The 21,074-nt window shown below is 35.6% G+C and carries 19 protein-coding genes; 15 read left to right on the forward strand and 4 right to left on the reverse strand.

Annotated features, from left to right (window positions below):
• Window positions 1-353 precede the first annotated feature (353 nt).
• From Q0972_RS03425 to Q0972_RS03450, 6 genes are all read left to right on the forward strand, one after another.
• Complete coding sequence (locus Q0972_RS03425; protein WP_299362623.1) at window positions 354-1,412, forward strand: hypothetical protein; 1,059 nt, start codon at window positions 354-356, stop codon at window positions 1,410-1,412.
• A gap of 21 nt (window positions 1,413-1,433) precedes the next feature.
• Complete coding sequence (locus tag Q0972_RS03430) at window positions 1,434-1,910, forward strand: hypothetical protein (RefSeq protein ID WP_299362626.1); 477 nt, start codon at window positions 1,434-1,436, stop codon at window positions 1,908-1,910.
• Window positions 1,911-3,683, forward strand: coding sequence for a sensor histidine kinase (locus tag Q0972_RS03435; protein WP_299362629.1), 1,773 nt, complete (start codon window positions 1,911-1,913; stop codon window positions 3,681-3,683).
• Between the two features lie 66 nt (window positions 3,684-3,749).
• Window positions 3,750-4,370: a response regulator transcription factor gene (locus tag Q0972_RS03440; RefSeq protein WP_299362631.1), complete on the forward strand. Its 621-nt coding sequence runs from the start codon at window positions 3,750-3,752 to the stop codon at window positions 4,368-4,370.
• Window positions 4,371-4,446: 76 nt separating this feature from the next.
• A complete protein-coding gene (locus Q0972_RS03445) occupies window positions 4,447-5,265 on the forward strand; it encodes a hypothetical protein (protein WP_299362634.1) in 819 nt (272 codons plus the stop codon).
• A gap of 102 nt (window positions 5,266-5,367) precedes the next feature.
• A complete protein-coding gene (locus tag Q0972_RS03450; protein WP_299362636.1) occupies window positions 5,368-5,793 on the forward strand; it encodes a lipocalin family protein in 426 nt (141 codons plus the stop codon).
• A 118-nt stretch (window positions 5,794-5,911) separates the two neighbouring features.
• On the opposite strand, the gene Q0972_RS03455 is transcribed toward Q0972_RS03450, so the two are convergent.
• Window positions 5,912-7,951, reverse strand: coding sequence for a dihydrofolate reductase (locus tag Q0972_RS03455; protein ID WP_299362638.1), 2,040 nt, complete (start codon window positions 7,949-7,951; stop codon window positions 5,912-5,914).
• Between the two features lie 101 nt (window positions 7,952-8,052).
• Between Q0972_RS03455 and Q0972_RS03460 the strand changes: the two genes are divergently transcribed.
• Window positions 8,053-9,066, forward strand: a complete 1,014-nt coding sequence (locus tag Q0972_RS03460) for a GyrI-like domain-containing protein (RefSeq protein ID WP_299362640.1) — start codon at window positions 8,053-8,055, stop codon at window positions 9,064-9,066.
• Window positions 9,067-9,435: a fluoride efflux transporter CrcB gene (gene crcB, locus Q0972_RS03465; protein WP_299362643.1), complete on the forward strand. Its 369-nt coding sequence runs from the start codon at window positions 9,067-9,069 to the stop codon at window positions 9,433-9,435.
• Here the strand turns inward: crcB and Q0972_RS03470 are convergent.
• Window positions 9,432-10,031 carry a DUF1684 domain-containing protein gene (locus tag Q0972_RS03470; RefSeq protein WP_299362645.1) on the reverse strand — a complete coding sequence of 200 codons (600 nt, stop codon included), beginning with the start codon at window positions 10,029-10,031 and terminating at the stop codon, window positions 9,432-9,434. The two genes, crcB and Q0972_RS03470, sit on opposite strands and share 4 nt — an antisense overlap.
• Window positions 10,032-10,345: 314 nt before the next feature.
• Here Q0972_RS03470 and Q0972_RS03475 point away from each other — a divergent pair, with 314 nt between their 5' ends.
• The 3 genes from Q0972_RS03475 to Q0972_RS03485 all read left to right on the forward strand — a co-directional run bounded on the left by Q0972_RS03475 (window position 10,346) and on the right by Q0972_RS03485 (window position 12,736).
• Window positions 10,346-11,557, forward strand: a complete 1,212-nt coding sequence (locus Q0972_RS03475) for an MFS transporter (RefSeq protein ID WP_299362647.1) — start codon at window positions 10,346-10,348, stop codon at window positions 11,555-11,557.
• The gene (locus Q0972_RS03480; protein WP_299362649.1) at window positions 11,557-11,940 is read left to right on the forward strand and encodes a VOC family protein; all 384 of its coding nucleotides are present in this window, start codon (window positions 11,557-11,559) and stop codon (window positions 11,938-11,940) included. The genes Q0972_RS03475 and Q0972_RS03480 overlap by 1 nt, the downstream gene beginning before the upstream one ends.
• 103 nt (window positions 11,941-12,043) lie before the next feature.
• Window positions 12,044-12,736, forward strand: coding sequence for a DJ-1/PfpI family protein (locus tag Q0972_RS03485; RefSeq protein ID WP_299362849.1), 693 nt, complete (start codon window positions 12,044-12,046; stop codon window positions 12,734-12,736).
• A gap of 5 nt (window positions 12,737-12,741) precedes the next feature.
• Here Q0972_RS03485 and Q0972_RS03490 read toward each other — a convergent pair whose 3' ends face one another.
• Window positions 12,742-13,185: an Lrp/AsnC family transcriptional regulator gene (locus Q0972_RS03490; RefSeq protein ID WP_299362651.1), complete on the reverse strand. Its 444-nt coding sequence runs from the start codon at window positions 13,183-13,185 to the stop codon at window positions 12,742-12,744.
• 114 nt (window positions 13,186-13,299) lie between these two features.
• Here Q0972_RS03490 and Q0972_RS03495 point away from each other — a divergent pair, with 114 nt between their 5' ends.
• The gene (locus tag Q0972_RS03495; RefSeq protein ID WP_299362654.1) at window positions 13,300-13,695 is read left to right on the forward strand and encodes a hypothetical protein; all 396 of its coding nucleotides are present in this window, start codon (window positions 13,300-13,302) and stop codon (window positions 13,693-13,695) included.
• Between the two features lie 240 nt (window positions 13,696-13,935).
• Entirely contained in the window at window positions 13,936-15,348 is a 1,413-nt protein-coding gene (locus tag Q0972_RS03500) for a sodium/proline symporter (RefSeq protein ID WP_299362656.1), read from the forward strand.
• A 3-nt stretch (window positions 15,349-15,351) separates the two neighbouring features.
• On the opposite strand, the gene Q0972_RS03505 is transcribed toward Q0972_RS03500, so the two are convergent.
• Window positions 15,352-18,789: a methylmalonyl-CoA mutase family protein gene (locus Q0972_RS03505; protein WP_299362658.1), complete on the reverse strand. Its 3,438-nt coding sequence runs from the start codon at window positions 18,787-18,789 to the stop codon at window positions 15,352-15,354.
• Between the two features lie 146 nt (window positions 18,790-18,935).
• On the opposite strand from Q0972_RS03505, the gene purU reads away from it, so the two are divergent.
• Both purU and Q0972_RS03515 read left to right on the forward strand, forming a co-directional pair.
• Window positions 18,936-19,790 carry a formyltetrahydrofolate deformylase gene (gene purU / locus Q0972_RS03510; protein WP_299362660.1) on the forward strand — a complete coding sequence of 285 codons (855 nt, stop codon included), beginning with the start codon at window positions 18,936-18,938 and terminating at the stop codon, window positions 19,788-19,790.
• Between the two features lie 141 nt (window positions 19,791-19,931).
• Window positions 19,932-21,032, forward strand: coding sequence for an OmpA family protein (locus tag Q0972_RS03515; RefSeq protein WP_299362662.1), 1,101 nt, complete (start codon window positions 19,932-19,934; stop codon window positions 21,030-21,032).
• Window positions 21,033-21,074 lie beyond the last annotated feature (42 nt).

The following is a 21,074-nucleotide window of genomic DNA, read 5'->3' on the forward strand; positions in this document are numbered from 1 at the left end:
CATTAATGGCCTCTTGTTATTTTACAGTGTTAATAAAAATGACAACTCTTAAGCTAGGCACCTTACTATTCCTTACACATATCCTTTAAATTATCAGGGATTATTTTGATATAAGTTTGCTTAGAGCTATCTTTAAAATCCCTTCCCTTAGTTAATGACATTTAAAAAATACCCGTTACTGGGTATGTGTTGGTGTGTCGTATTAGCACACCTTTGTAATGTTGACTAATTAATCCAACCCTTATGAAAAATTTGACTCCTCCCTTGACCCGATTTCCATTAGGTCATATGACTTGTAAAGCTTTAGCTGTTTTTGTGTTTGTGTGTTTGTTTAATTCTTTAAAAAGATAGTTATGACAGAGCAACAAGCAGATAAAATTTTCCAAATAGTTGAGGACGATATTTATGATCTTGTAAAAACAGAGATTGGTTTTAAGCACTTAGCGTTAAAAAAAGAAAATGATAACTTTTATTATTTAGAGTTTTCTTATAACAAAGAAAAATTAAATGAAACAGAAGCTAAAAATCTAAAAGATAAGATCAATAGTTATTTCTTGACAGTGAACACGGTAGATACATTGCTAATAAAGAATATTGAGCTATTCACTACCGAACAACGAGAGCTAATTGAAATTGACGAGTCTTTTAAGTCAATTCCCAAACGAGAGCTAGAAAGTTTTTTAAAAATTGATGCCGAAAACATAGTAGCTAGTGAAGCTTATGAGTTTTATTCAAATCACAAGAAAGATAAACAGAAAAATGATGCAAAAGTTATACTAAAAGCAGGGGATACAATTAATAATGATGGTGAAAGTGGTACTTTAGGTGCAATTATTAAATTAGATAAAATCAGCGATTATTTTATAGTTAGTAACCATCATGTAATTGCCCATAGTGGAAAATGTACAGGAAGTGTTATTAAAGATAGTCTACAAAATGGTATTGCAACATTATATTGGGGAATATTCAATAAAACACATGATATAGCATTAGCCAAAGTATGTAACTCTAAAAATATTATTGTTGAATCTGGAACACCAATTCATAATTTTGGTAAAATAATAAAGCCATCACTAGACATGAAAGACTGTGCTTCATGGACAAATTCTCGTGAAAAAAGTGGCGGAATGGTATACTCATCAAGAGCTATAGTCCGAATTAAAAGTAATCTTTTTAAAGATCAAATTTTGCTAAAAGATTTGTACTTAAAAAATGGAAACTCGGGCTCTATAATAGTTTCAAAAAATGGCAGTGACACTCCAAACGTAATTGGAATATGCGTTGGAGGTAATCTCAGCTCAAAGATTGACATAGCTAACAAACTTAGCAATTTATTTCATCGAGAAATAACACCCTCTAATACCAATAATTGCCTTCAAATCCATTCAGTTAACTTTAAATCTTTTCATTAATTAACAAATAAATATTAAACTATGGATTTTATCAAAATTGACAGAACGACTAGTTCAGAACAGAAAATTCCACTCTTTGATGATGATCTTCTTGATCTAGATCTTTTCGGTTATTTTACCATTACATCTGAAAGTGGAAGCAGTAGAACAATAATAGAAAAACTTAAAATAAAAGTTGAAAATGATTCATTAAACAAAGATCATTTTTTAAAAAGTGCTTTTATTTGTGACAGGCCCCTAATAAACAACGATAGTTTCTATACTATTGTGATTAATTTAAAAAAAATAACACCACCACCAAAACCTACACCATCTCAACCAGAAATAGATGTAATAAAAAATAGAATATTGATGGATTCTAGCACCCTAATTTATTCATACATTAATATCTATAGTAATGATAATGAAGAAATTACTAACTGCTCCGATATCGATTTTTTCGAAACGGGTCCCTACCCTGAGCATAAAAAAGGTAACATTCTTGTTGGCAATCCATAAATGAACAAAATATATTCATTAACTAAAACCCTGATTTTATCAGCAAGTTTTTTACTTGCTGATTTTTGCTATTCACAGGATACAGATTTTGATAATGTTTACAGAGCTTTTGAAATTAATGAACATCAGAATATTGAAAATGCATTAAGCGAAATAGACACTTCAAAAATTAATGATTATGACAAAGCTACTTGGCTGTACTTTAATTCAAAGTTAGAGTTCTCAAGAGATAATCATCATTTAGCCCATAATTCAATATTAATATCAGAAAGATTATTCGAGGGACTTAATAAAACAAATGATGTCATTGATTGTATTATACTTCGCATAGCCATTATCAGTCATCAGGACGCTTTAAAAGACCACAGGCTTACAGCCATTAAAAAGCTTGAGTCATTAGCAATAAAGCAGAAAAACATTAATGCTCTAAGAGCCGCCTATCGAAACATAGCATCTAGCTTCATGGATTTAGAAGATGGGGAACAGTCAATTCGATTTTTTAGGAAAACAATTCCTTTGGCACTAGAATTAAAAGATACTGTCAGAGTTGGATATGCTTATGCCAATATTGCTATTGTACACAATATCATTGAAAATAATTTGGATTCAGCTTTATACTATAATCTAAAAGCCGAAAAGATATTAAAATATCACAACGACTTGCAAAGTCTAGCTTATAATTATAACAATAGAGCTGATATCTTCAAGAAGATAGGAGATTATGATAATGCAATTCTTTTTTATAAAAAAGCGGACTCTATTCCATTCACGAAAAACTCAGTTAAAAGTAAAGTACTGTTTTATCAACATCTAGCGGATACTTATAGAAAGAAAAGCGATTTTAAAAATCAGGCGTTCTATTTATCAAAATTTATAAAACTACAACACAGCATCAATGACAAGGAGCAGAATATCGCCATCAATGAGAGTATTGAAAAATACAATAATGAAAAATTAAGAGCCGATAACCTAGAAAGCGAAGCTAAACGCAAACAAAATAGAAACCTACTGTTTGGTGCAATTGGTCTATTACTTTTTGGCGGCATCACTTTTTATCTTATCCAAAAAAACACCAAACGCAAACAAAAACTCGCCGAGCAAGAAAAAGCTTTGGAGTCGCAAAAATTAGCAACCGTTTTAAAAGAGCAAGAGTTAGTCACCATTGATGCCATGATTGAGGGCCAGGAAAAAGAACGCCAACGGATTGCCAATGATCTCCATGATGATCTCGGTGGACTCATGGCCACCGTAAAACTGCACTTTAATGCACTAAAAGATAAAGAGTCGCCTGAGCTGTTTGATAAAACCAATGCGCTCATCGAAGAAGCCTACCAAAAAGTACGATCGGTCGCTCATGCCAAAAACTCTGGTGTCATTGCCAAGCAAGGGCTCTTAAAAGCCGTAAAAAATATGGCTGATAAAGTTTCAGCGTCAAATAAGCTTAACATTGAAGTGACTGATCATGGCCTGGACCAACGCTTGGAAAACAGTTTAGAACTCACGTTGTTTAGAATGATACAAGAACTGATTACCAACGTTGTCAAACATGCGGAAGCTACAGAAGCGACCATACATCTTACCAATCATGAGGATAGCATCAATATTATGGTTGAGGACAATGGTAAAGGTTTTAATCCAAGCCAGATTACCAAAACCAAAAAAGGTATGGGCATAAGTAGTATCGATAAACGTGTAGAACATTTAGACGGAAAACTCACTATTGAGTCAGAAAACAACAAAGGAACCACCATTATTATAGACATACCTATATGAAGTTGAAGTTGAAGTCGAAAAATAAAAAACCAACACCTAATACCTCATACCTAATTCCTAAAAACCATGATACGCCTAGCCATCGCTGAAGATCACCAATCGCTTATTGACGGTATTAAACTACTTTTGGAATACGAAGACGACATCGAAATTATTGGCACTGCTAATGATGGCGAAGCCTTACTAAAATTGGTACGGTTAAAACAACCCAACGTAGTCATTATGGATATCAGGATGCCAAAAATCGATGGGATTTCTGCAACAAGAACAATTAAAAAAGAATTTCCACATACCAAAGTTTTGGGGTTTACCATGTTCGATCAACAAGATGCTATCAGACAAATGCTAGATGCTGGTGCTTCAGGATATTTATTAAAAAATTCACCTTTAGAGGAAGTCCTAAAAGCGGTACGTGCCGTGCATCAGGGTAGCACCTATTTTGATGCCAATATCAAAGTCGAGGCCGAAAATGACAGCAATAAAAAAGCAAAAGGGAAATTAACAAAACGTCAGATAGAAATTTTGGGTTTAATTGCCCAAGGTAAAACTTCACGCGAAATCGCCGACGAACTCTTTATTGGTGTCCACACTGTGGATACTCACCGCAAAAATATGGTGCGTATTTTGGGGCTAAAAGGTAAAGGGGAACTCCTACGCTATGCCGTAGAGAAGAAATACAAGTTCTAAAATTACCTTTTACTGGGTATAGCCCTGCCCTTAACGGATAACTAGATTTGATGAACTAATCAATCCATTATTCGTTATGAAAAAAATATTAATTATTTTAGTTTGCATTCTATGCAACACGGTCACTTCTCAAGAAATAGGCTATACTTATCAATTTATTTCTCCCATATATGATTCTGAAAAGACTGTTCAGTTTAAGAAAGGGCATAAAGTTTATGTCACTATGGTTGGAAAAGATAGTATTAGTTTTTCCTACTATAAATTTACCGCAGGAGTAAACACTGAAGAATTAAACGATAAGTATTATTTTATAGATAAAAAGATGATAGAACCTTCTGTAGAGGATGGTGATGGTATCTTTAATAATGGAAACTTGGACCCAAGTGACATTAGGACATTTACACTGTCAGTAGGTGATTTTGACAAGTATTTAACAAGATTTTATCCAAGGTTCAAAGGTGTTTCCGCAGGAATTTTCACAGTACCTTTTAAGTTGAGAATTGATGATTTTGATTTTGAGCAGAATGTAAATATTGGAATGAATCTTAGTTTCCCTTTCAGAATGAATCGCTTAAAAAATAATGAGCATCTTTTAACGCCTACTTTGGGCATTGGTTTAGCTACAATAAGTTTGAATCCCAACAATAGCGACCTTGAAGCCTCTGACGATGAAAATGAAAACAGAACAGCAAGTGCATTTAGTATTTCAGGAGGAATAATGTATCAGTTCAGTAGTACGATAAATATTGGGTTCCAATATGGATTTGATTTCTTAGGGAATAAGGACAAAGATATTAGATGGAAATATGATAGGAAACCATGGATAGGAATTGGTATCAACATAGGAGTCTCGGTTTCGGACAATGAAGTTTCTAATCCTAAAAACAAGTCTTAGTATGATACTGATGTTTCTCATCTCTTTTTGTTAGAATTATCCTAATGATGACGTTTCCTAAAGTTCTCGATATAAGATAAATAACCTTTTAACTTTTGCACTATGAGAACTTTAAAGCACAATTTACTTTTAGCAATGGTGCTAATCGTATTTATATCATGTTCAAGTGATGACGATTCTGGAAATGAAAATGACAACCCAGCTGACATTGCCGAGCTCATATTAGGTTCGTGGACCTTTTCTAATAGTACAACCAATGGCGTAGCTGACCCCGTTGATGATCCTTGTGAGCAATTACTCTCTATAAATTTTTCGGCCAACCTTAACTTTACCAGGTTTGAACGCAGTGGTGACAATTGCCAAACCACAACACAATTTACAGGCACTTATAGCCTTAACGGAAATACCTTAACAGTTACTACTGGGCAAGGCACCAATATTGTTGAGATAACAAATATTAGTAGCTCTAACGTGAGCTTTCAACACATGGATGGCAGCGATGTTATCGTTGAAAACTTTACTAAATAATGGCCACGATTATAGTATTTATTTTGCTTACTATTAATACACTTTTGCGCAAACTTAGCTCAAACAAAAAAGCAGCTGTAATTAAAACAGCTGCTTTAGGTACTTTTATGTATTTACTTTAGTTAACCTCAGGTAAAAACCCATAGGTCTTACTGTAGTCTAGCATTTGCTCTGGAAAGCCTACTGGCTGCGTCACTTTTATGGCTGTAATCTCACCCGCATCATTCATTTCTGGTACCAAAACCGGATTGACAAAGCCACTGTAAGGCGCTGATGTAAATTGCTTATTGCGTTCTAACACTTCAGCATGTAATTCTTGGTCTACTTTAACACCATAACCTTCGACTAAAGCTTCACAAGCTGCAAAATCCCCTTCGGATTTAATGCGCTGCGTTTCTCTCAACAATTGACCAAACAACTCGTGTAACTTATCATAGTCGTTAATGTTATAGTAGGTTTTACCGTCTCGCGTTACTTTTTCAATCACATTATCTTTTTCGCCTTGCTCAAATACCCAAGCACTAACCCACTGTCGGTTACGCATATGAGCTTCTTCTACATCATCACCAAGATTCAAACGAATCAATTGTGTCATTAGACCATTTCTAATATAACCATCATAAGCTGCCATACCTACTTTTTTCCAATCGTCTACTAAACCTAGTTCTTGTAATTTTGAATCGTATAAGTAATATAATCCTACCAAATCCGCACGTCCTTCTTCTAAAGTCGATGCATAATTCTTTAAGGTTTCTTTAGTCTCTCCTACGCCAGGGTTTAACTGACCTGAGGCATGACCGATTACTTCATGCAAAGCAGTGTGCAACTTATCTGCTAATTGACCATATTTTTCTTCAAGCTGCTGTTCTTCCTCATCATGAGCAAATTCCTTTAACCGTCCTGTGCTTCCTGCATTGTTGTAAGCATCGATAATATTTCCTAGGGAAACCGATTTACTACCTACTTCCTTTCTAATCCAGTTGGCATTAGGAAGGTTGACACCAATTGGTGTGCTTGGTGAAGCATCACCTGCTTCGCCAGCTACTGTGACTACTTTGTACGTCACCCCTACAACATTGTCCTTTTTATGTTCCTCCATCAAGGGAGAATTATCTTCGAACCACTGCGCGTTATCCGAAACTACTTTCATCTTTTGGGACATATCAAAATCATTAATCTGGACTATCATTTCATAAGAGCCTCTATAACCTAATGGGTCATTATACACTTCTACAAAACCATTAATATAATCTACATTGCCTTCTGTAGCTGCCGTCCACGCTACATTATAGTCGTCCCAAATCTGTAAATCGCCCGTCTTGTAATATTCAATCAATAAGCCAATCGCATCGCCTTGCGCTTTATTTTCGGCAACACCTTGTGCTTTTTCCAACCATTTTACAATTTCATCTATTGCTGAACCATAAAGCCCACCGGACTTATAAACACGTTCCTTTAACATACCATCTTCTTTTACTAGTTGAGAATTTAATCCAAAAGATAAGGGTCTATCTGGGTTGGGAGATGTTTTTGCTGCATAGAACGTTTCAACATCTGTATTGGTCACATTAGGTCCATAAAAATTGACAGCCGAAAGACCAACATTATCAATATCTTTAGCCTGATTTACTTTCTTAGCATCCTTGTCGTTAAAAATGACATCAAACGCTTCACCATCTAACTTTGTATTAGTTGCTAAAAACAATTCATTTAAATAATCCTTAGAAAATTCTGGCTTTATTTTATCAGTGGAATAGTGATGATGAATACCGTTACTAAACCAAACACGCTTCAAATACACTTCAAAAGCTTTCCAGTTGTCGGTGGACTTATCGCCTTCAAAATTAGTGTAGACATTTTCTAAGGCTTTTCTAATTTTTAGATTGTGTCTGTAATTTTGATCCCACATAATATCACGCCCTGCAAGACCAGCTTGCGTTAGGTAATAAACAAGTTTTTGCTCCTTGAGCGTGAGGTTTTTCCAGCCTGGAATTTGGTAACGCAAAATTTTAATGTCTGCAAATTGCTCTACATTAAAGTCGAAATCAACCTCTGCTTTTTCTAGGGTCTCATCCTTTACGGTTTCTTTACTATCGTCTTTGCAAGACCATGTAAAAACTGCTATGAAGCAGATGATTAATATTGATTTTAGATTCATGAGTTAGTAAGTTTTAAGATTGAACACAAAAGTAATACATATTTAGACATATCATAAAATTGCTATCTTTGAATAGCCGCTAACTAATTAATCAGGTTAAAATGAAAGCATTAAGATACATCTTATTATTGTTGCTTGTTCTTATTATAGGTTTTTCAATTTATATTGCTGTACAACCTAATTCTTTTAAAGTAGAACGTAGCAGAACTATGAAAGCGCCTAATGCAGTAGTTTACAATAACATTATTGATTTTAAAAATTGGGCTGCATGGTCATCGTGGGTAGAAGCCGACCCAGAAATGAAAATCACATTACCGGAAAAAACCAAAGGCGTTGGAGGCTCATATTCTTGGGTAGATGAAAACGGTATCGGAACGATGAAAACTGTTGCAACAACACCAAGTACTTCCATTACTCAAGAAATGCAAATTGGAGATTTTCCTTCTTCGGATATTGCCTGGAGCTTAAAACCAAATGAAGATGGTACAACCGAAGTAACGTGGACCATAACTGGTAAAGATTTGCCTTTTGGTTTTAAGGCGTTTGCTACAATTATGGGAGGTATGGATAAACAAATTGGCCCACATTATGAGCGAAGTTTAGAAAAACTCGATAGCCTTTTAGTTGCTGATATGCAACGCTACAATGTTGAAATTAAAGGTATTACCGAATATGGCGGTGGCTTCTATCTCTATAAAACTACAAATGCCAATTCGAGTAACATTAGTGCTAAGATGGGTGAAAATTTTGGTGCCATTATGCAGTTTATGGGACAGCATGGTTTGAAACAATCAGGGATGCCGCTTACCGTTTATAATGAAATGGCCGAAACTGTTATAATGAGTAATGGAATACCTGTGAATGAACGTGTTGAAATTCCTACGGATTCTGATGTTTCTATTGGCTTTATGCCAAAGATGAAGGCTTTGAAAACCACATTAACAGGAAATTACACCAATCTTCCCAAAGCATGGGAGGCTACTATGAAACACTTAGCTGAACAAGGTTTGGAACAGTCCGACATCAAACCCTTTGAGATTTACACAACGGATCCTGGAAACTATCCAAATCCTGCCGATTGGAAAACTGAAATCTACATTCCTTTAAAAGAATAGATGAAGCAACTTCTTTTGGTTTTTGTTGGTGGTGGCTTTGGTAGTGTACTTCGATTTTTAATTGGCAAATGGCTCAATAGTTCTAACGATGGCATTCCTTATGGAACTTTTGCCGCTAATATCATTGGCAGTTTATTGATTGGTATCATCCTTGGCCTGGCCGCAAAAAACAATAATCTTTCAGAAAGTCAAATCCTTTTGTTAGCAACTGGATTTTGTGGTGGTTTTACCACATTCTCGACCTTTGCCTACGAAAACCATGTCTTCTTAAAATCAGGTGATTTTACAAGCTTTGCCATATATACTATTGCCAGCTTTATTATTGGGTTTTTAGCAGTCTTCTTAGGTATATATTTGGTAAAAGTTTAATTCTTTTTGTATGCCTTAACGCCTGCTTTAACCTCAGTTGGTAAATAATTCACTCTTGGTACTATCGGACAAGAATATTTTTCGTTATAATCGCAATAAGGGCTGTAGGCCATATTAAAATTAATCGTTATGTTATTACTATCAGGTATCTGCAAATTGATATACCGCCCTCCTGCATATGTAGTATTACCATTGGTATCATCTAGAAAAGGTAAGAATAGATATTTATTAAAACGCCCCATTTGCATAGACTCCTGACCTTCATAAACATTTAGCTGAAAGGGTTCTCCATTAAGATTAAAATGCAATACACCATAAATGCGTTCTACAGTTACATCACCAGTTGACGTTTTCATGTTAAACCATTCAGAATCTGGTGTTCTTACTAAATTAGCCCTAACCACGTAACTGGAATCAAATGGAAAAAAATCCAAAGATTTAAAATTCTTAAGATCTTTCTTCTTTAACGGTGATTTTGAAGCATCCTTAAAATCGGCATTCATCTTCTTTTGCCATGCTGTTTCTCCTAACAGTTTTTCTTTTTGAGAACAACTTAATAAGGTCAATACTAATAGGCCAATTATAAATCGATTCATTTTTAAAATCTTTTATGCTCCAAAAATACAACTTATGAAATTTTATTGTAAGTTTGAATCGTTAAACAAAACATCAAATGTTACAAGACAATAGATATACCAAGCAAGCTATAGTGATTTCTTCGGAAAACATTCGGATGCATTATCTATTGTAACTATTTTAATATACGATTAAACAATATTTAAAAGTCCGACGATACCGTCGGACTTTTTATTTTAGTGAAGTTCTTAATTCAAAAGTTTACGCATTGAATTACGATAACTGAACTCATCCCGATGGACATCAGGATGTTAACCTTAAAAACCAATGCGTAATGAAAAAGCTTTATCTAAACTACGTTGAATCCTTCAAGGGTTTATCTCTTGAAATCTGGTATCTCGCTTTAATTAGCTTGGTTAATAGAGCCGGTACTATGGTCATTCCCTTTTTGTCGCTATATCTCAAAAAGGATTTGGGATTTACCATGAATGATATCAGTTGGATATTCGCTTTCTTCGGTATTGGTTCGGTTATTGGGTCTTGGCTTGGTGGAAAACTCACCGATATTTTCGGTTTTTATAAGGTAATGGTTGTCAGTTTGTTTTTGACTGGAATCAATTTCATCGTGCTTCAATACATTTCAACATTTGTTGGTTTCTGTATTGGTATCTTAATCACCATGTCTATAGCAGATTGTTTTCGCCCTGCCATTTATGTCGCCATTAAGGCTTATAGTAAACCCGAAAATCAAACACGATCGTTAGGATTATTGCGATTGGCTATTAATGCTGGTATGGGCATTGGACCAACACTGGCAGGTTTAATTATTGTTTTGGAAGGCTATAATATTCTATTCTGGATCGACGGTTTAACATGTATCGCTGCAATACTTTTATTTAGCTATTTGGTTAAAGATCCAAAAGTAAAACCAGCAGAAGCACGCAAAAAACACCAGAATTTAGATAAAAATGTGGTTTATAAAGATGTTTCATTCTGGATTCACTCTGTGATATGTTTTTTATTCGGGATGGCCTTTTTTCAGTTGTTCACCACAATGCCATTGTACTATGATGACATATTTCATCTCGATGAATTCAAAATTGGTATCATTCTATTTTTGAATGTGGCTATAATAGTAGTTTTTGAAATGCCACTTTTGAATTTTTTAGAGAAGCGATTAATTCCAGTTACCAAACATATCACAATGTCTTGTGTATTGTTGGCTCTAAGTTTTTTGGCACTCTATCAAAATTTCTGGTTAGGCATTTTAATTGTAAACATCGTACTTATGACGCTGAGTGAAATGCTTGGCTTTCCTTACACTAACAAATTTGCATTGCAACGTGCCAAAGAAGGATTAGAAGGCAGTTATATGGCCATGTATGCTATGTCATTTTCATTAGCGCATATATTTAGTCCAAAAATCGCATTAAGCATTGTAGATCTTTATGGCTATCAAATTAACTGGCTAATTACTTTTGGTTATGGTGTAATAGCCATTGTATTAGCGGCATGGTTGCACAAACGAATAAAACAGCATTTATAATGAACTTAAATCAAATCACTATTCCGTCGTTGGATGTTGCAACAGCGACGGAGTTTTACAAAAAGCTAGGGTTGTTACTTATAGTGGAATCTTTACCGAGATATGTAAGGTTTGAATGTCCTGATGGCGACAGTACCTTTTCCATTCATGTTGTTGAAGAGTTGCCCATTGGAAAGGATCGTGTTACTATTTATTTTCAGAATGAAAATTTAGATGATGTCATGACCCAACTCCAACAAAAAGGCATTACTTTTACAAGTGAACCTGAAGATAAACCATGGCTTTGGAGAGAAGCCCATTTGTACGATCCCGATGGCAACCATATCATTTTGTACAGTGCAGGCAAGAATAGAAAAAATCCACCATGGCGAATAAAAGATTAAATCACTAATGGCAAAGCTCAAATTTCAAACCCTAATGGCTGTATTGCTTTTAATGGCTTTAGGTTGTAATGATTCAAAGGAAAAATCAGAGGTTTCTGATGAGATGCTGAATCCTACTTCGACTAAGCTCAGCACAGGAGTTCAGAATGACAAAGTATTTCCCAAATTAGAACCCAATCGTTATAACGTTGCTTTTTTAATCATGGATGGTGTGTATAATACCGAACTTACTGCGCCTTACGATATTTTTCAGCATACTATATTTAGGGAGGGCATTAAGGCCATGAATGTCTTTACGGTTGCCAATACAGATCATCCTATTACCACTTTTGAAGGTCTGCGTTTGTTACCAGATTTTAATTATTTAACGGATGCATTACCTAAAATCGATATTCTCGTAGTACCTAGTGCAGAGCATCATTTGGATACCGACCTAGAAGACGAAACCATGCTCAACTTTATAAGTAAAGTGGATGAAAAAGCCCATTTTATAACTTCGCATTGCGATGGCGCCTTTGTACTGGCCAAGGCAGGTTTGTTAGATGGTGTAGTTTCTACGACCTTTCCCAGTGACATTGATAAAATGCGCGAAATGTTTCCGGGTTTGGATATTAGAAAGGATGTGCTTTTTGTACACGATGGTAAATATATTACCTCAGCAGGAGGTGCAAAATCTTTTGAAGCTGCCCTTTATCTAAGCCAACTCTTGTACGGTAAAGACATTGCAGAATCCTTAGCTGGTGGATTGGTTATTGATTGGGACTTACAGGACGTCCCTCATTTGGTGATTGAATAATAAGCTTAGTCTAGAGGCTTTATTTCGCTATGCCTTATCACATGAGACAAAACTATTTGTGTTCTAGTTTCCCCATAGGTAATCAGTTGGTCTATAAAAGACTCCAAATGTTTTTGGTTTTTTAGTACCACTTCCATAACTATATTATCATTCCCAGTTATTCTGTAGCAATTAACCACTTCATCATATGTTTTTACTTTCTGTAAAAAAGGTTTTAACATGCCCATAAAAGCCCTTAGGGTAATTATGGCCTTTAATTGATACCCTGCTTCAAATGGAGATACAAACGTGGTATAACCTTGAATAATTTCGGCATCTTCCATCTTCTTAATACGCTCACTTACAGCAGGTGAGCTAACTCCGACACGTCTTCCAATCTCTGCATTAGACATACGTGCATTCTTTTGAAGACACTTTAAAATCTTCCAATTTAGATTATCAATACTCATTTAATGTTTTCTTTAAAAAAAATATCTATTTTAAAGTAAATATAGTTTTTTACTTTAATATTTAAAGCAAAATATGGAATGTACGCCGTAATTTCGTAATAATTGCTATTGAAAATGAATTATAACCTACCTACCCACTTGCCAGAATTGCCTGTATACAAAAAGGCAATGGATATTATTATGCTTTCTCGAAGCATATCCACGTATCTTAATCATGATTTATCGTATTTAAATGATGATGGTTCCGAAGATAACGACATTTATTTCTCAGGAGATATTGTACAACAATCCTCTAACCTGGCACCAGAAATAATCAATGCCGAACGCGAACGTTTTTCTGAAAAAAAGCATAAACATTTAGAAAGTTTAGAGCGATTGACCAATAAATTATACAGTAATTGTAGACGATTAGAACGTTCTAAAAGTAATGGCAGGGACTTTTTACCTATCTTAAAGGGTGAGATTAAGACTTTTAGAAAGTTACAACGTAGTTGGATGATGACACTCTAATGACGACACTTACCGTCATTGCTTACGGTACTTTTTCCATACAAAAAAGCATTGCTTAAAACGCTAAGTCACTGTAGTTACAGCCAGTTCTTTTTATGTTCTAAGACGATTCCTTCTACAGGTCTAATTTGTTTTCTTTTTAATATTATGCATAAAAATTCAACCAATTGACAATGATATTGTGAAAAGTTGTAATATTTTGGTGCTTTTATTGAATCTGCTTTCAATATTTTACTGAATATGATCACATTTTATTTTACTGTATTTCTATTACTTCTAATTGGGATTGGGATATATTCTCATAAACTAAGAAAAAATAATTCTGAAGACTATTTATTGGCCAGCAGCAATGTATCCCCGATGCTGTCAGGGATCTCAGCAGCAGCTTCTACGTTCAGTGGTTTTATGTTTACTGGTTTTGTAGGGTATATTTTTGTGCATGGTATTTCTGCTATTTGGTTCATTTTTTTTATGTTCTTAGGGGAATTTCTTTCCACCAATTTTAATCAATATATACAGAAGCAAACAGAAAAAACACGAGCTTTAACTTACATAGAATTAATTGTCAAACTCACAGGAGGTTATGAAAATTTACGAAAAATCCTTGCGCTTGTTGTTGTCTTGTTCTTGGGCATATATGCTTCCTCTCAAATCCTATCGAGTACCAAAGCATTAGAGGAAATCTTAAATTGGAACCAAGTAACCTCTATAATCATAGCAGCTGTAATTATATTAACGTATTCATTTTATGGAGGTATCAGAGCCTCTATTTGGACCGATGCAGCACAAGGTCTTTTAATGATGGTCGCCGTCGGACTTTTAAGCTATTACGCCCTGAACAAAATAGGAGGCATAACTAATCTATATGTAAAGTTAGAACATATTGATTATAAATTAGTGAGCTTCTATCCTAAAGATTTAAAGTTTGGACTCCTTGCTTTCGCCATAGGATGGCTATTTCATGGTATGGGATTATTGGGGCAACCTCATGTTATGAATCGATATATGGCATTAAAAAAGGGTAGAAAAACCTCTAGAAATGCGTCGCTTTATTTCATGTTTTTTACCGTTTTATTTGTAAGTATGCTATTTGTATTGTCCTTGACAATCAGAGTATATTATGCAAATTCAACTTTCGATCAAGAAATTGCACTGTTAAAATTCTCCAACGAGTTTTTCTCGGATTTTTTTCTGGGTCTAATCTTAGCAGGAATTTTTGCTTCGACCATATCCACTGCGGATTCTCAAATACTGGTTTGCTCTTCTGCGGTTGTAAGAGACCTGTTTTCAAAACATATTTCAGCAAAAAAAGCTGTTTTTTATAATAAAATTGCAACATTGGCCATTACTATTTTTATAGCTTTAATAGCTATTTACGGTAGTAAAAATATTTTTAAAACGGTGGTTATGTCCTGGGCAATCTTGGGTGTCGCTTTTACTCCTTTATTGGCGCTGGCGATTCTCAGACAAAAAGTTTCTGAAACAACGACCATAGCAATGCTCATTTTAGGAGTAGGCACCACTATCGCTTGGAATGAGATTGGTTATGGAAGTAATGGTATACCTGCTTTTCTACCTGGTTTCTTAGTAAGTCTATTCGTCTTTTTTATTTCTGAAAAGTTAATTCAAAGCAAAGTTTCCAAAAAGAGCTAAACCCTACATATTGCGTCTATACTGCCCACCAACTTCAAATAAAGCTGATGTAATCTGACCTAAGGAGCACACTTTACAAACCTCCATCAAGGCTTCAAAAATATTTTTGTTATTAATAGCCTTCATCTGTAAGTCTTTCAATAGCTCAGAAGTCTCGTTTGCCTTGTGCAAGTCCTGAAGTGTTTTGATCTGAAATTCCTTTTCTTGTTCTGTAGCTCTAATCACTTCAGCAGGTTGTACCGTAGGTGAACCTTTACTGCTCAAAAAGGTATTAACACCAATGATCGGGAATTCGCCATTGTGTTTCAAGGTTTCGTAATACAGGCTTTCTTCTTGAATTTTAGAACGTTGATACATCGTTTCCATAGCACCTAACACACCACCACGTTCCGTAATTCTATCAAACTCCACTAACACTGCTTCTTCTACTAAATCGGTTAACTCCTCTATAACAAATGAACCCTGAATTGGATTTTCGTTTTTAGCTAATCCTAATTCCTTATTTATGATCAATTGAATGGCCATGGCACGACGCACAGATTCTTCAGTTGGTGTCGTAATAGCTTCGTCGTAAGCATTGGTATGCAACGAATTACAGTTATCATAAATGGCATATAAGGCCTGAAGCGTGGTTCTTATATCATTAAAGTCTATTTCCTGGGCATGCAAACTTCTTCCAGAGGTCTGAATATGATACTTCAACATTTGAGCCCTTGGGTTTGCACCATATTTATGTTTGAGTGCTTTTGCCCAAATCTTACGTGCCACGCGTCCTATAACTGCATATTCTGGGTCGATACCATTAGAAAAAAAGAAGGATAAGTTTGGCCCAAACTTATTAATGTCCATATCTCGGCTGAGGTAATACTCTACATAGGTAAACCCATTAGCTAGCGTAAATGCTAATTGCGAAATTGGATTGGCACCAGCTTCTGCAATATGATATCCAGAAATAGATACCGAATAGAAATTACGCACATTATGATCTATAAAATATTCTTGTACATCACCCATTAAACGTAAGGCGAATTCAGTAGAAAAGATACATGTATTTTGTGCTTGGTCTTCCTTTAAAATATCGGCTTGAACCGTTCCTCTTACTTGGGCAATGGTTTTCGCCTTAATGTCTTCATAAATGGCTACTGGTAAAACCTGATCACCTGTAACACCCAAAAGCATTAAACCCAAACCATCATTACCTTCGGGAATATCGCCATTATAAATTGGTCTCTCTTTTCCTTTATAGATAGCTTCAATTTTCTTTTCGATCTCTTTCTCTAGTCCATTCTCTTTGATGTAAATCTCGCACTGTTGGTCTATAGCTGCATTCATAAAAAAGCCTAACAACATTGGAGCAGGACCATTAATGGTCATACTTACCGATGTCATTGGATCAGCTAAATTAAACCCAGAGTATAACTTTTTGGCATCATCCAAACAGCAGATACTTACACCAGCGTTTCCTATTTTACCATAGATATCTGGTCGATAATCCGGGTCGTTCCCGTATAGCGTAACACTGTCGAAAGCCGTAGATAAACGCTTTGCCGGCATCCCCAAACTTACGTAATGAAAACGTCTGTTGGTACGCTCTGGGCCACCTTCACCGGCAAACATACGTGTTGGATCTTCACCTGTTCTTTTAAATGGATATAATCCTGAGGCATATGGAAATTCTCCTGGAACATTTTCTTGCAAGCTCCATCTTAAAATATCTCCCCAAGCTTGATACTTTGGTAAAGCTACTTTTGGAATATCCGAATGTGATAATGACTTTGTATGGGTTTCAATCTTAATCTCTTTGTCCCTTACTTTAAACGAATAGATCGGTGCTTTATATCGATTGACTTTTTCCTCCCATCCTGTAATAATTTCCCAATTATAAGGATCTAAATTGAGTTTAACACGGTCGAATTCGGCTATCAGTAATTTTATAAAATCTTTTTTATCATCCTGAACTAGATTCAGGATCTCATCTTGCTCAAGACCTTGTTTTCCTAAAAAAGACCTTTCGACTGCGCTCAAGGTGACATCTCCCACAGAACATATCGTTTTAAAAATGCCATAAAGCTTTTGAGCTACTTCAACTTGTGCATTGACCGTCTTATCATAGGCACGATTATTCTCTGATATTTCAGATAAATAGCGCACACGTGCTGGCGGGATAACAAAAATCTTTTCGCTCATTTCCTTAGAAATCTCAAAAGTCGATTGTAAATCCGCCTCTGTCTTCTCTACAATTTTATCCATAATAGCTTTGTAGAGCGTATTCATTCCTGGATCATTAAATTGTGATGCAATAGTCCCAAAAACGGGCATCGTATCTGGATCGGCATGCCATAGATTATGGTTGCGCATATACTGTTTCTTTACATCACGCAAAGCATCTAAAGCGCCTCGCTTATCAAACTTGTTAATGGCTACCAAATCCGCAAAATCGAGCATATCGATTTTCTCTAATTGCGTAGCTGCACCAAATTCTGGTGTCATCACATAAAGTGACACATCACTGTGCTCCAAAATTTCGGTATCGGATTGTCCAATACCAGATGTTTCCAAAATGATTAAGTCGTATTCCGCAGCTTTTAGAACCTCAACGGCCTCGTTGACATATTTAGACAATGCCAAATTAGACTGTCGGGTTGCCAAACTGCGCATGTAAACCCTGGGTGAATTGATTGCATTCATTCTAATACGATCGCCTAACAATGCGCCGCCCGTTTTTCGTTTGGATGGGTCTACGGAAATCAATCCGACTGTTTTCTCCGGAAAATCAATTAAGAATCGTCTCACCAATTCATCAACTAAAGACGATTTCCCAGCGCCTCCAGTTCCTGTAATTCCTAAGACTGGTGTATTTGAGTTTTTACTTTTTGAGTGTATGGTCTCTAAAGCTTCTTTGGCAATCTCTGGAAAATTCTCGGCAGCAGAGATGACCCTGGCAATAGACTTTGGGTTTTTTTCGTGGAGGACTTTTACCTCGCCATTGAGTTGGTCACCAATCGCAAAATCAGATTTTTGTACTAAATCATTAATCATACCCTGTAGCCCCATTTCCCTACCATCATCTGGAGAGTAAATTCTTGTGATGCCATAATCCATTAAAGTCTTTATCTCTTCGGGAAGAATAACGCCGCCGCCGCCGCCAAAAATTTTGATATGACCAGCCCCTTTTTCCTGCAACAAATCATACATGTATTTAAAATACTCATTATGACCGCCTTGATATGACGTCATAGCTATTGCATTCGCATCTTCTTGAATGGCAGTGTTTACAACTTCTTCAACACTTCTATCGTGACCCAAATGAATGACCTCTACTCCGGTAGCTTGAATAATTCTACGCATAATATTGATAGCAGCATCGTGTCCATCAAAAAGAGATGCCGCTGTAACGATTCTTACTTTATGCTTTGGTTTATAGGGCGCAACTTGTTCCATTCGTAAAAATATGACTTAATTTGATGGCAAATTTACGGAATATTCAAAAAAGTATAACAATAATTAACAATTATCTAAAACTTTCACAAAGTCCATGCCGCAAGGTATTTTGATTAAATTTATCAGCTCAATTAAGCTCAGTTGTTATGAATAAAATTACCTTATTAATTCACTGTGATGACCAGCCAAATATTATTGCTTCCGTAACCAATTTTATGGCTTTAAATAATGGTAATATTGTTTACATTGACCAACATGTTGATAGGGAACAAAATATTTTTTTTATGCGTTTGGAATGTGAATTTGCTTCTAACGCCTTCTCCATTGAAAGTTTTAAAGAATTATTTCAGAATGCACTAGTCGACAAGTTTGGATTTGAATGGCGCATGTACTCCGCCGAGAAAAAACCAAAGATGGCCCTGTTTGTGTCTAAGTACGACCATTGCCTGTATGATATTTTGGGGCGTTACAATTCTGGGGAACTCAACCTCGAAATTCCTTTTATTCTAAGTAATCATGATGACTTAAAATCAATTGCAGACAGTTTTAAAATTCCGTTTTATCACATACCTGTGACAAAAGAGACCAAAAAAGAGGCTGAATTGAAACAATTAGAACTTTTAAAGTCCCATAACATTGATTTTATAGTCTTGGCTAGATACATGCAAATTGTCTCTAACCTGCTTATCGATAAATATCCTAATAAGATTATTAATATCCATCATTCGTTCTTACCCGCTTTTGTTGGTGCCAAACCTTATCATTCCGCCTATAAAAGAGGGGTTAAAATAATCGGAGCAACGAGCCATTACATCACAGAAGAGCTAGATGCCGGACCAATCATAGAACAAGACGTGGCGCATGTGTCACACTCCTACTCGATTAAGGATTTGATTGCCAAAGGTCGTGATTTGGAAAAAATTGTACTCTCTAATGCCATAAAGCTACACGCCAACCGAAAAGTAATGGTATTTGATAACAAGACCGTAATATTTTCATAATCAATTAAATACATTGTATTTATTCTAACACAGCAGCGTACACTTTTAATCTTAAGAGTGACTTTTTTAATTCTTATGTTTCATAAGGAATAGATGCAAGAAAATTTCTTGTAATGCTATAACCATTAACTATTTATTTTTATGAAACAAAAACTATTAGTATTAGTTTGCTTTGCTGCTGGGATAGGATTTTCCCAAGCACAAGGCCTACCAACAAATCCCGAGCCAGGGAAATGTTATGTAAAATGTATTACCAAAGATGAGTTCAAGGATGTTGAGGAAACCATTCAAACATATCCTGCTTACAGTACTCTAAAGGTTATTCCTGCAACGTACAAAACAGTAGAAGAACGTGTTTTAGTAAAAGAAGCAACAAAAAAGTTTGTTTATGTACCAGCTACCTACGAAACCGTTGATGTGCCCTACGTTAAGCAAGAGAGTCGTACTGACTTAAAAGTTGTTCCTGCAACTTTTGGAAAAGACTCTAAAACATTCGAGATCTATCCAAAAACATCAGGATGGGAATATAAAGTATTAGAAGACTGCCCATCTGTAAACAAAGACGATTGTGTTGCTGCTTGTTTTGTTGAATATCCTGCACAACAAAGGGATGTTAGCTTTACAACCCTATCATCTGATGCAAGTACTAATTCTATCCCAGTACCTGAGGAAAAGGCTACTTACAAAAAACGGGTTATTAAAACCCCTGCCAGAATGGACGAAATAGAAATTCCTGCCGAATACAAAACAATTAAAAGACGTGTTGTAGATACACCAGCTAGAACCGAAACAACTACAATTCCAGCTCAGTACCAAACTGTAACACGTACTGTATTAGATAAAAAAGGAGGTATCACCACTTGGGAAGAAGTAGATTGTGAGTTATTAGATCCAAACGTATTACCTATATTTTATGAGCTAGGCAGTGCTAGATTAACGCCTGCTTCTAAGAAAACCATTGACGATACTTTATTACCTATCTTAAATGGTTCTAATGTAAATATCGAGATCATGTCTCATACGGACTCAAGAGGTAACGATGACTTTAACCAATCTTTATCTCAGCAAAGAGCAAACTCTGTAGTTAACTATTTGGTATCCAAAGGAATCTCTAGAAGTCGATTGACCGCAAGAGGTTTTGGAGAATCTCGTTTAACAAACAGATGTTCTAATGGCGTAGATTGTTCTGAAGCACAACATCAGAGAAATAGACGTACTGAGTTTAGAGTAATCAATAACTAGTACTAACCATACTTGTTATAAATTGAAACCTGCAAAAAGCTC

The organism is Winogradskyella sp., assembly GCF_028282165.1.
Classification (GTDB): domain Bacteria; phylum Bacteroidota; class Bacteroidia; order Flavobacteriales; family Flavobacteriaceae; genus Winogradskyella.

Excerpts from the sequence above, each read along its gene's own strand:
- Q0972_RS03435 (WP_299362629.1), top strand. The coding sequence starts at position 1,911 with ATGAACAAAATATATTCATTAACTAAAACCCTGATTTTATCAGCAAGT.
- Q0972_RS03460 (WP_299362640.1), top strand. The coding sequence starts at position 8,053 with ATGAAAGCATTAAGATACATCTTATTATTGTTGCTTGTTCTTATTATA.
- Q0972_RS03495 (WP_299362654.1), top strand. The coding sequence starts at position 13,300 with ATGAATTATAACCTACCTACCCACTTGCCAGAATTGCCTGTATACAAA.
- Q0972_RS03490 (WP_299362651.1), bottom strand. The coding sequence starts at position 13,185 with ATGAGTATTGATAATCTAAATTGGAAGATTTTAAAGTGTCTTCAAAAG.
- purU (WP_299362660.1), top strand. The coding sequence starts at position 18,936 with ATGAATAAAATTACCTTATTAATTCACTGTGATGACCAGCCAAATATT.
- Q0972_RS03450 (WP_299362636.1), top strand. The coding sequence starts at position 5,368 with ATGAGAACTTTAAAGCACAATTTACTTTTAGCAATGGTGCTAATCGTA.
- Q0972_RS03445 (WP_299362634.1), top strand. The coding sequence starts at position 4,447 with ATGAAAAAAATATTAATTATTTTAGTTTGCATTCTATGCAACACGGTC.
- Q0972_RS03425 (WP_299362623.1), top strand. The coding sequence starts at position 354 with ATGACAGAGCAACAAGCAGATAAAATTTTCCAAATAGTTGAGGACGAT.
- Q0972_RS03485 (WP_299362849.1), top strand. The coding sequence starts at position 12,044 with ATGCTGAATCCTACTTCGACTAAGCTCAGCACAGGAGTTCAGAATGAC.
- Q0972_RS03515 (WP_299362662.1), top strand. The coding sequence starts at position 19,932 with ATGAAACAAAAACTATTAGTATTAGTTTGCTTTGCTGCTGGGATAGGA.
- Q0972_RS03430 (WP_299362626.1), top strand. The coding sequence starts at position 1,434 with ATGGATTTTATCAAAATTGACAGAACGACTAGTTCAGAACAGAAAATT.
- Q0972_RS03455 (WP_299362638.1), bottom strand. The coding sequence starts at position 7,951 with ATGAATCTAAAATCAATATTAATCATCTGCTTCATAGCAGTTTTTACA.
- Q0972_RS03505 (WP_299362658.1), bottom strand. The coding sequence starts at position 18,789 with ATGGAACAAGTTGCGCCCTATAAACCAAAGCATAAAGTAAGAATCGTT.
- Q0972_RS03470 (WP_299362645.1), bottom strand. The coding sequence starts at position 10,031 with ATGAATCGATTTATAATTGGCCTATTAGTATTGACCTTATTAAGTTGT.
- Q0972_RS03480 (WP_299362649.1), top strand. The coding sequence starts at position 11,557 with ATGAACTTAAATCAAATCACTATTCCGTCGTTGGATGTTGCAACAGCG.
- crcB (WP_299362643.1), top strand. The coding sequence starts at position 9,067 with ATGAAGCAACTTCTTTTGGTTTTTGTTGGTGGTGGCTTTGGTAGTGTA.
- Q0972_RS03440 (WP_299362631.1), top strand. The coding sequence starts at position 3,750 with ATGATACGCCTAGCCATCGCTGAAGATCACCAATCGCTTATTGACGGT.
- Q0972_RS03475 (WP_299362647.1), top strand. The coding sequence starts at position 10,346 with ATGAAAAAGCTTTATCTAAACTACGTTGAATCCTTCAAGGGTTTATCT.
- Q0972_RS03500 (WP_299362656.1), top strand. The coding sequence starts at position 13,936 with ATGATCACATTTTATTTTACTGTATTTCTATTACTTCTAATTGGGATT.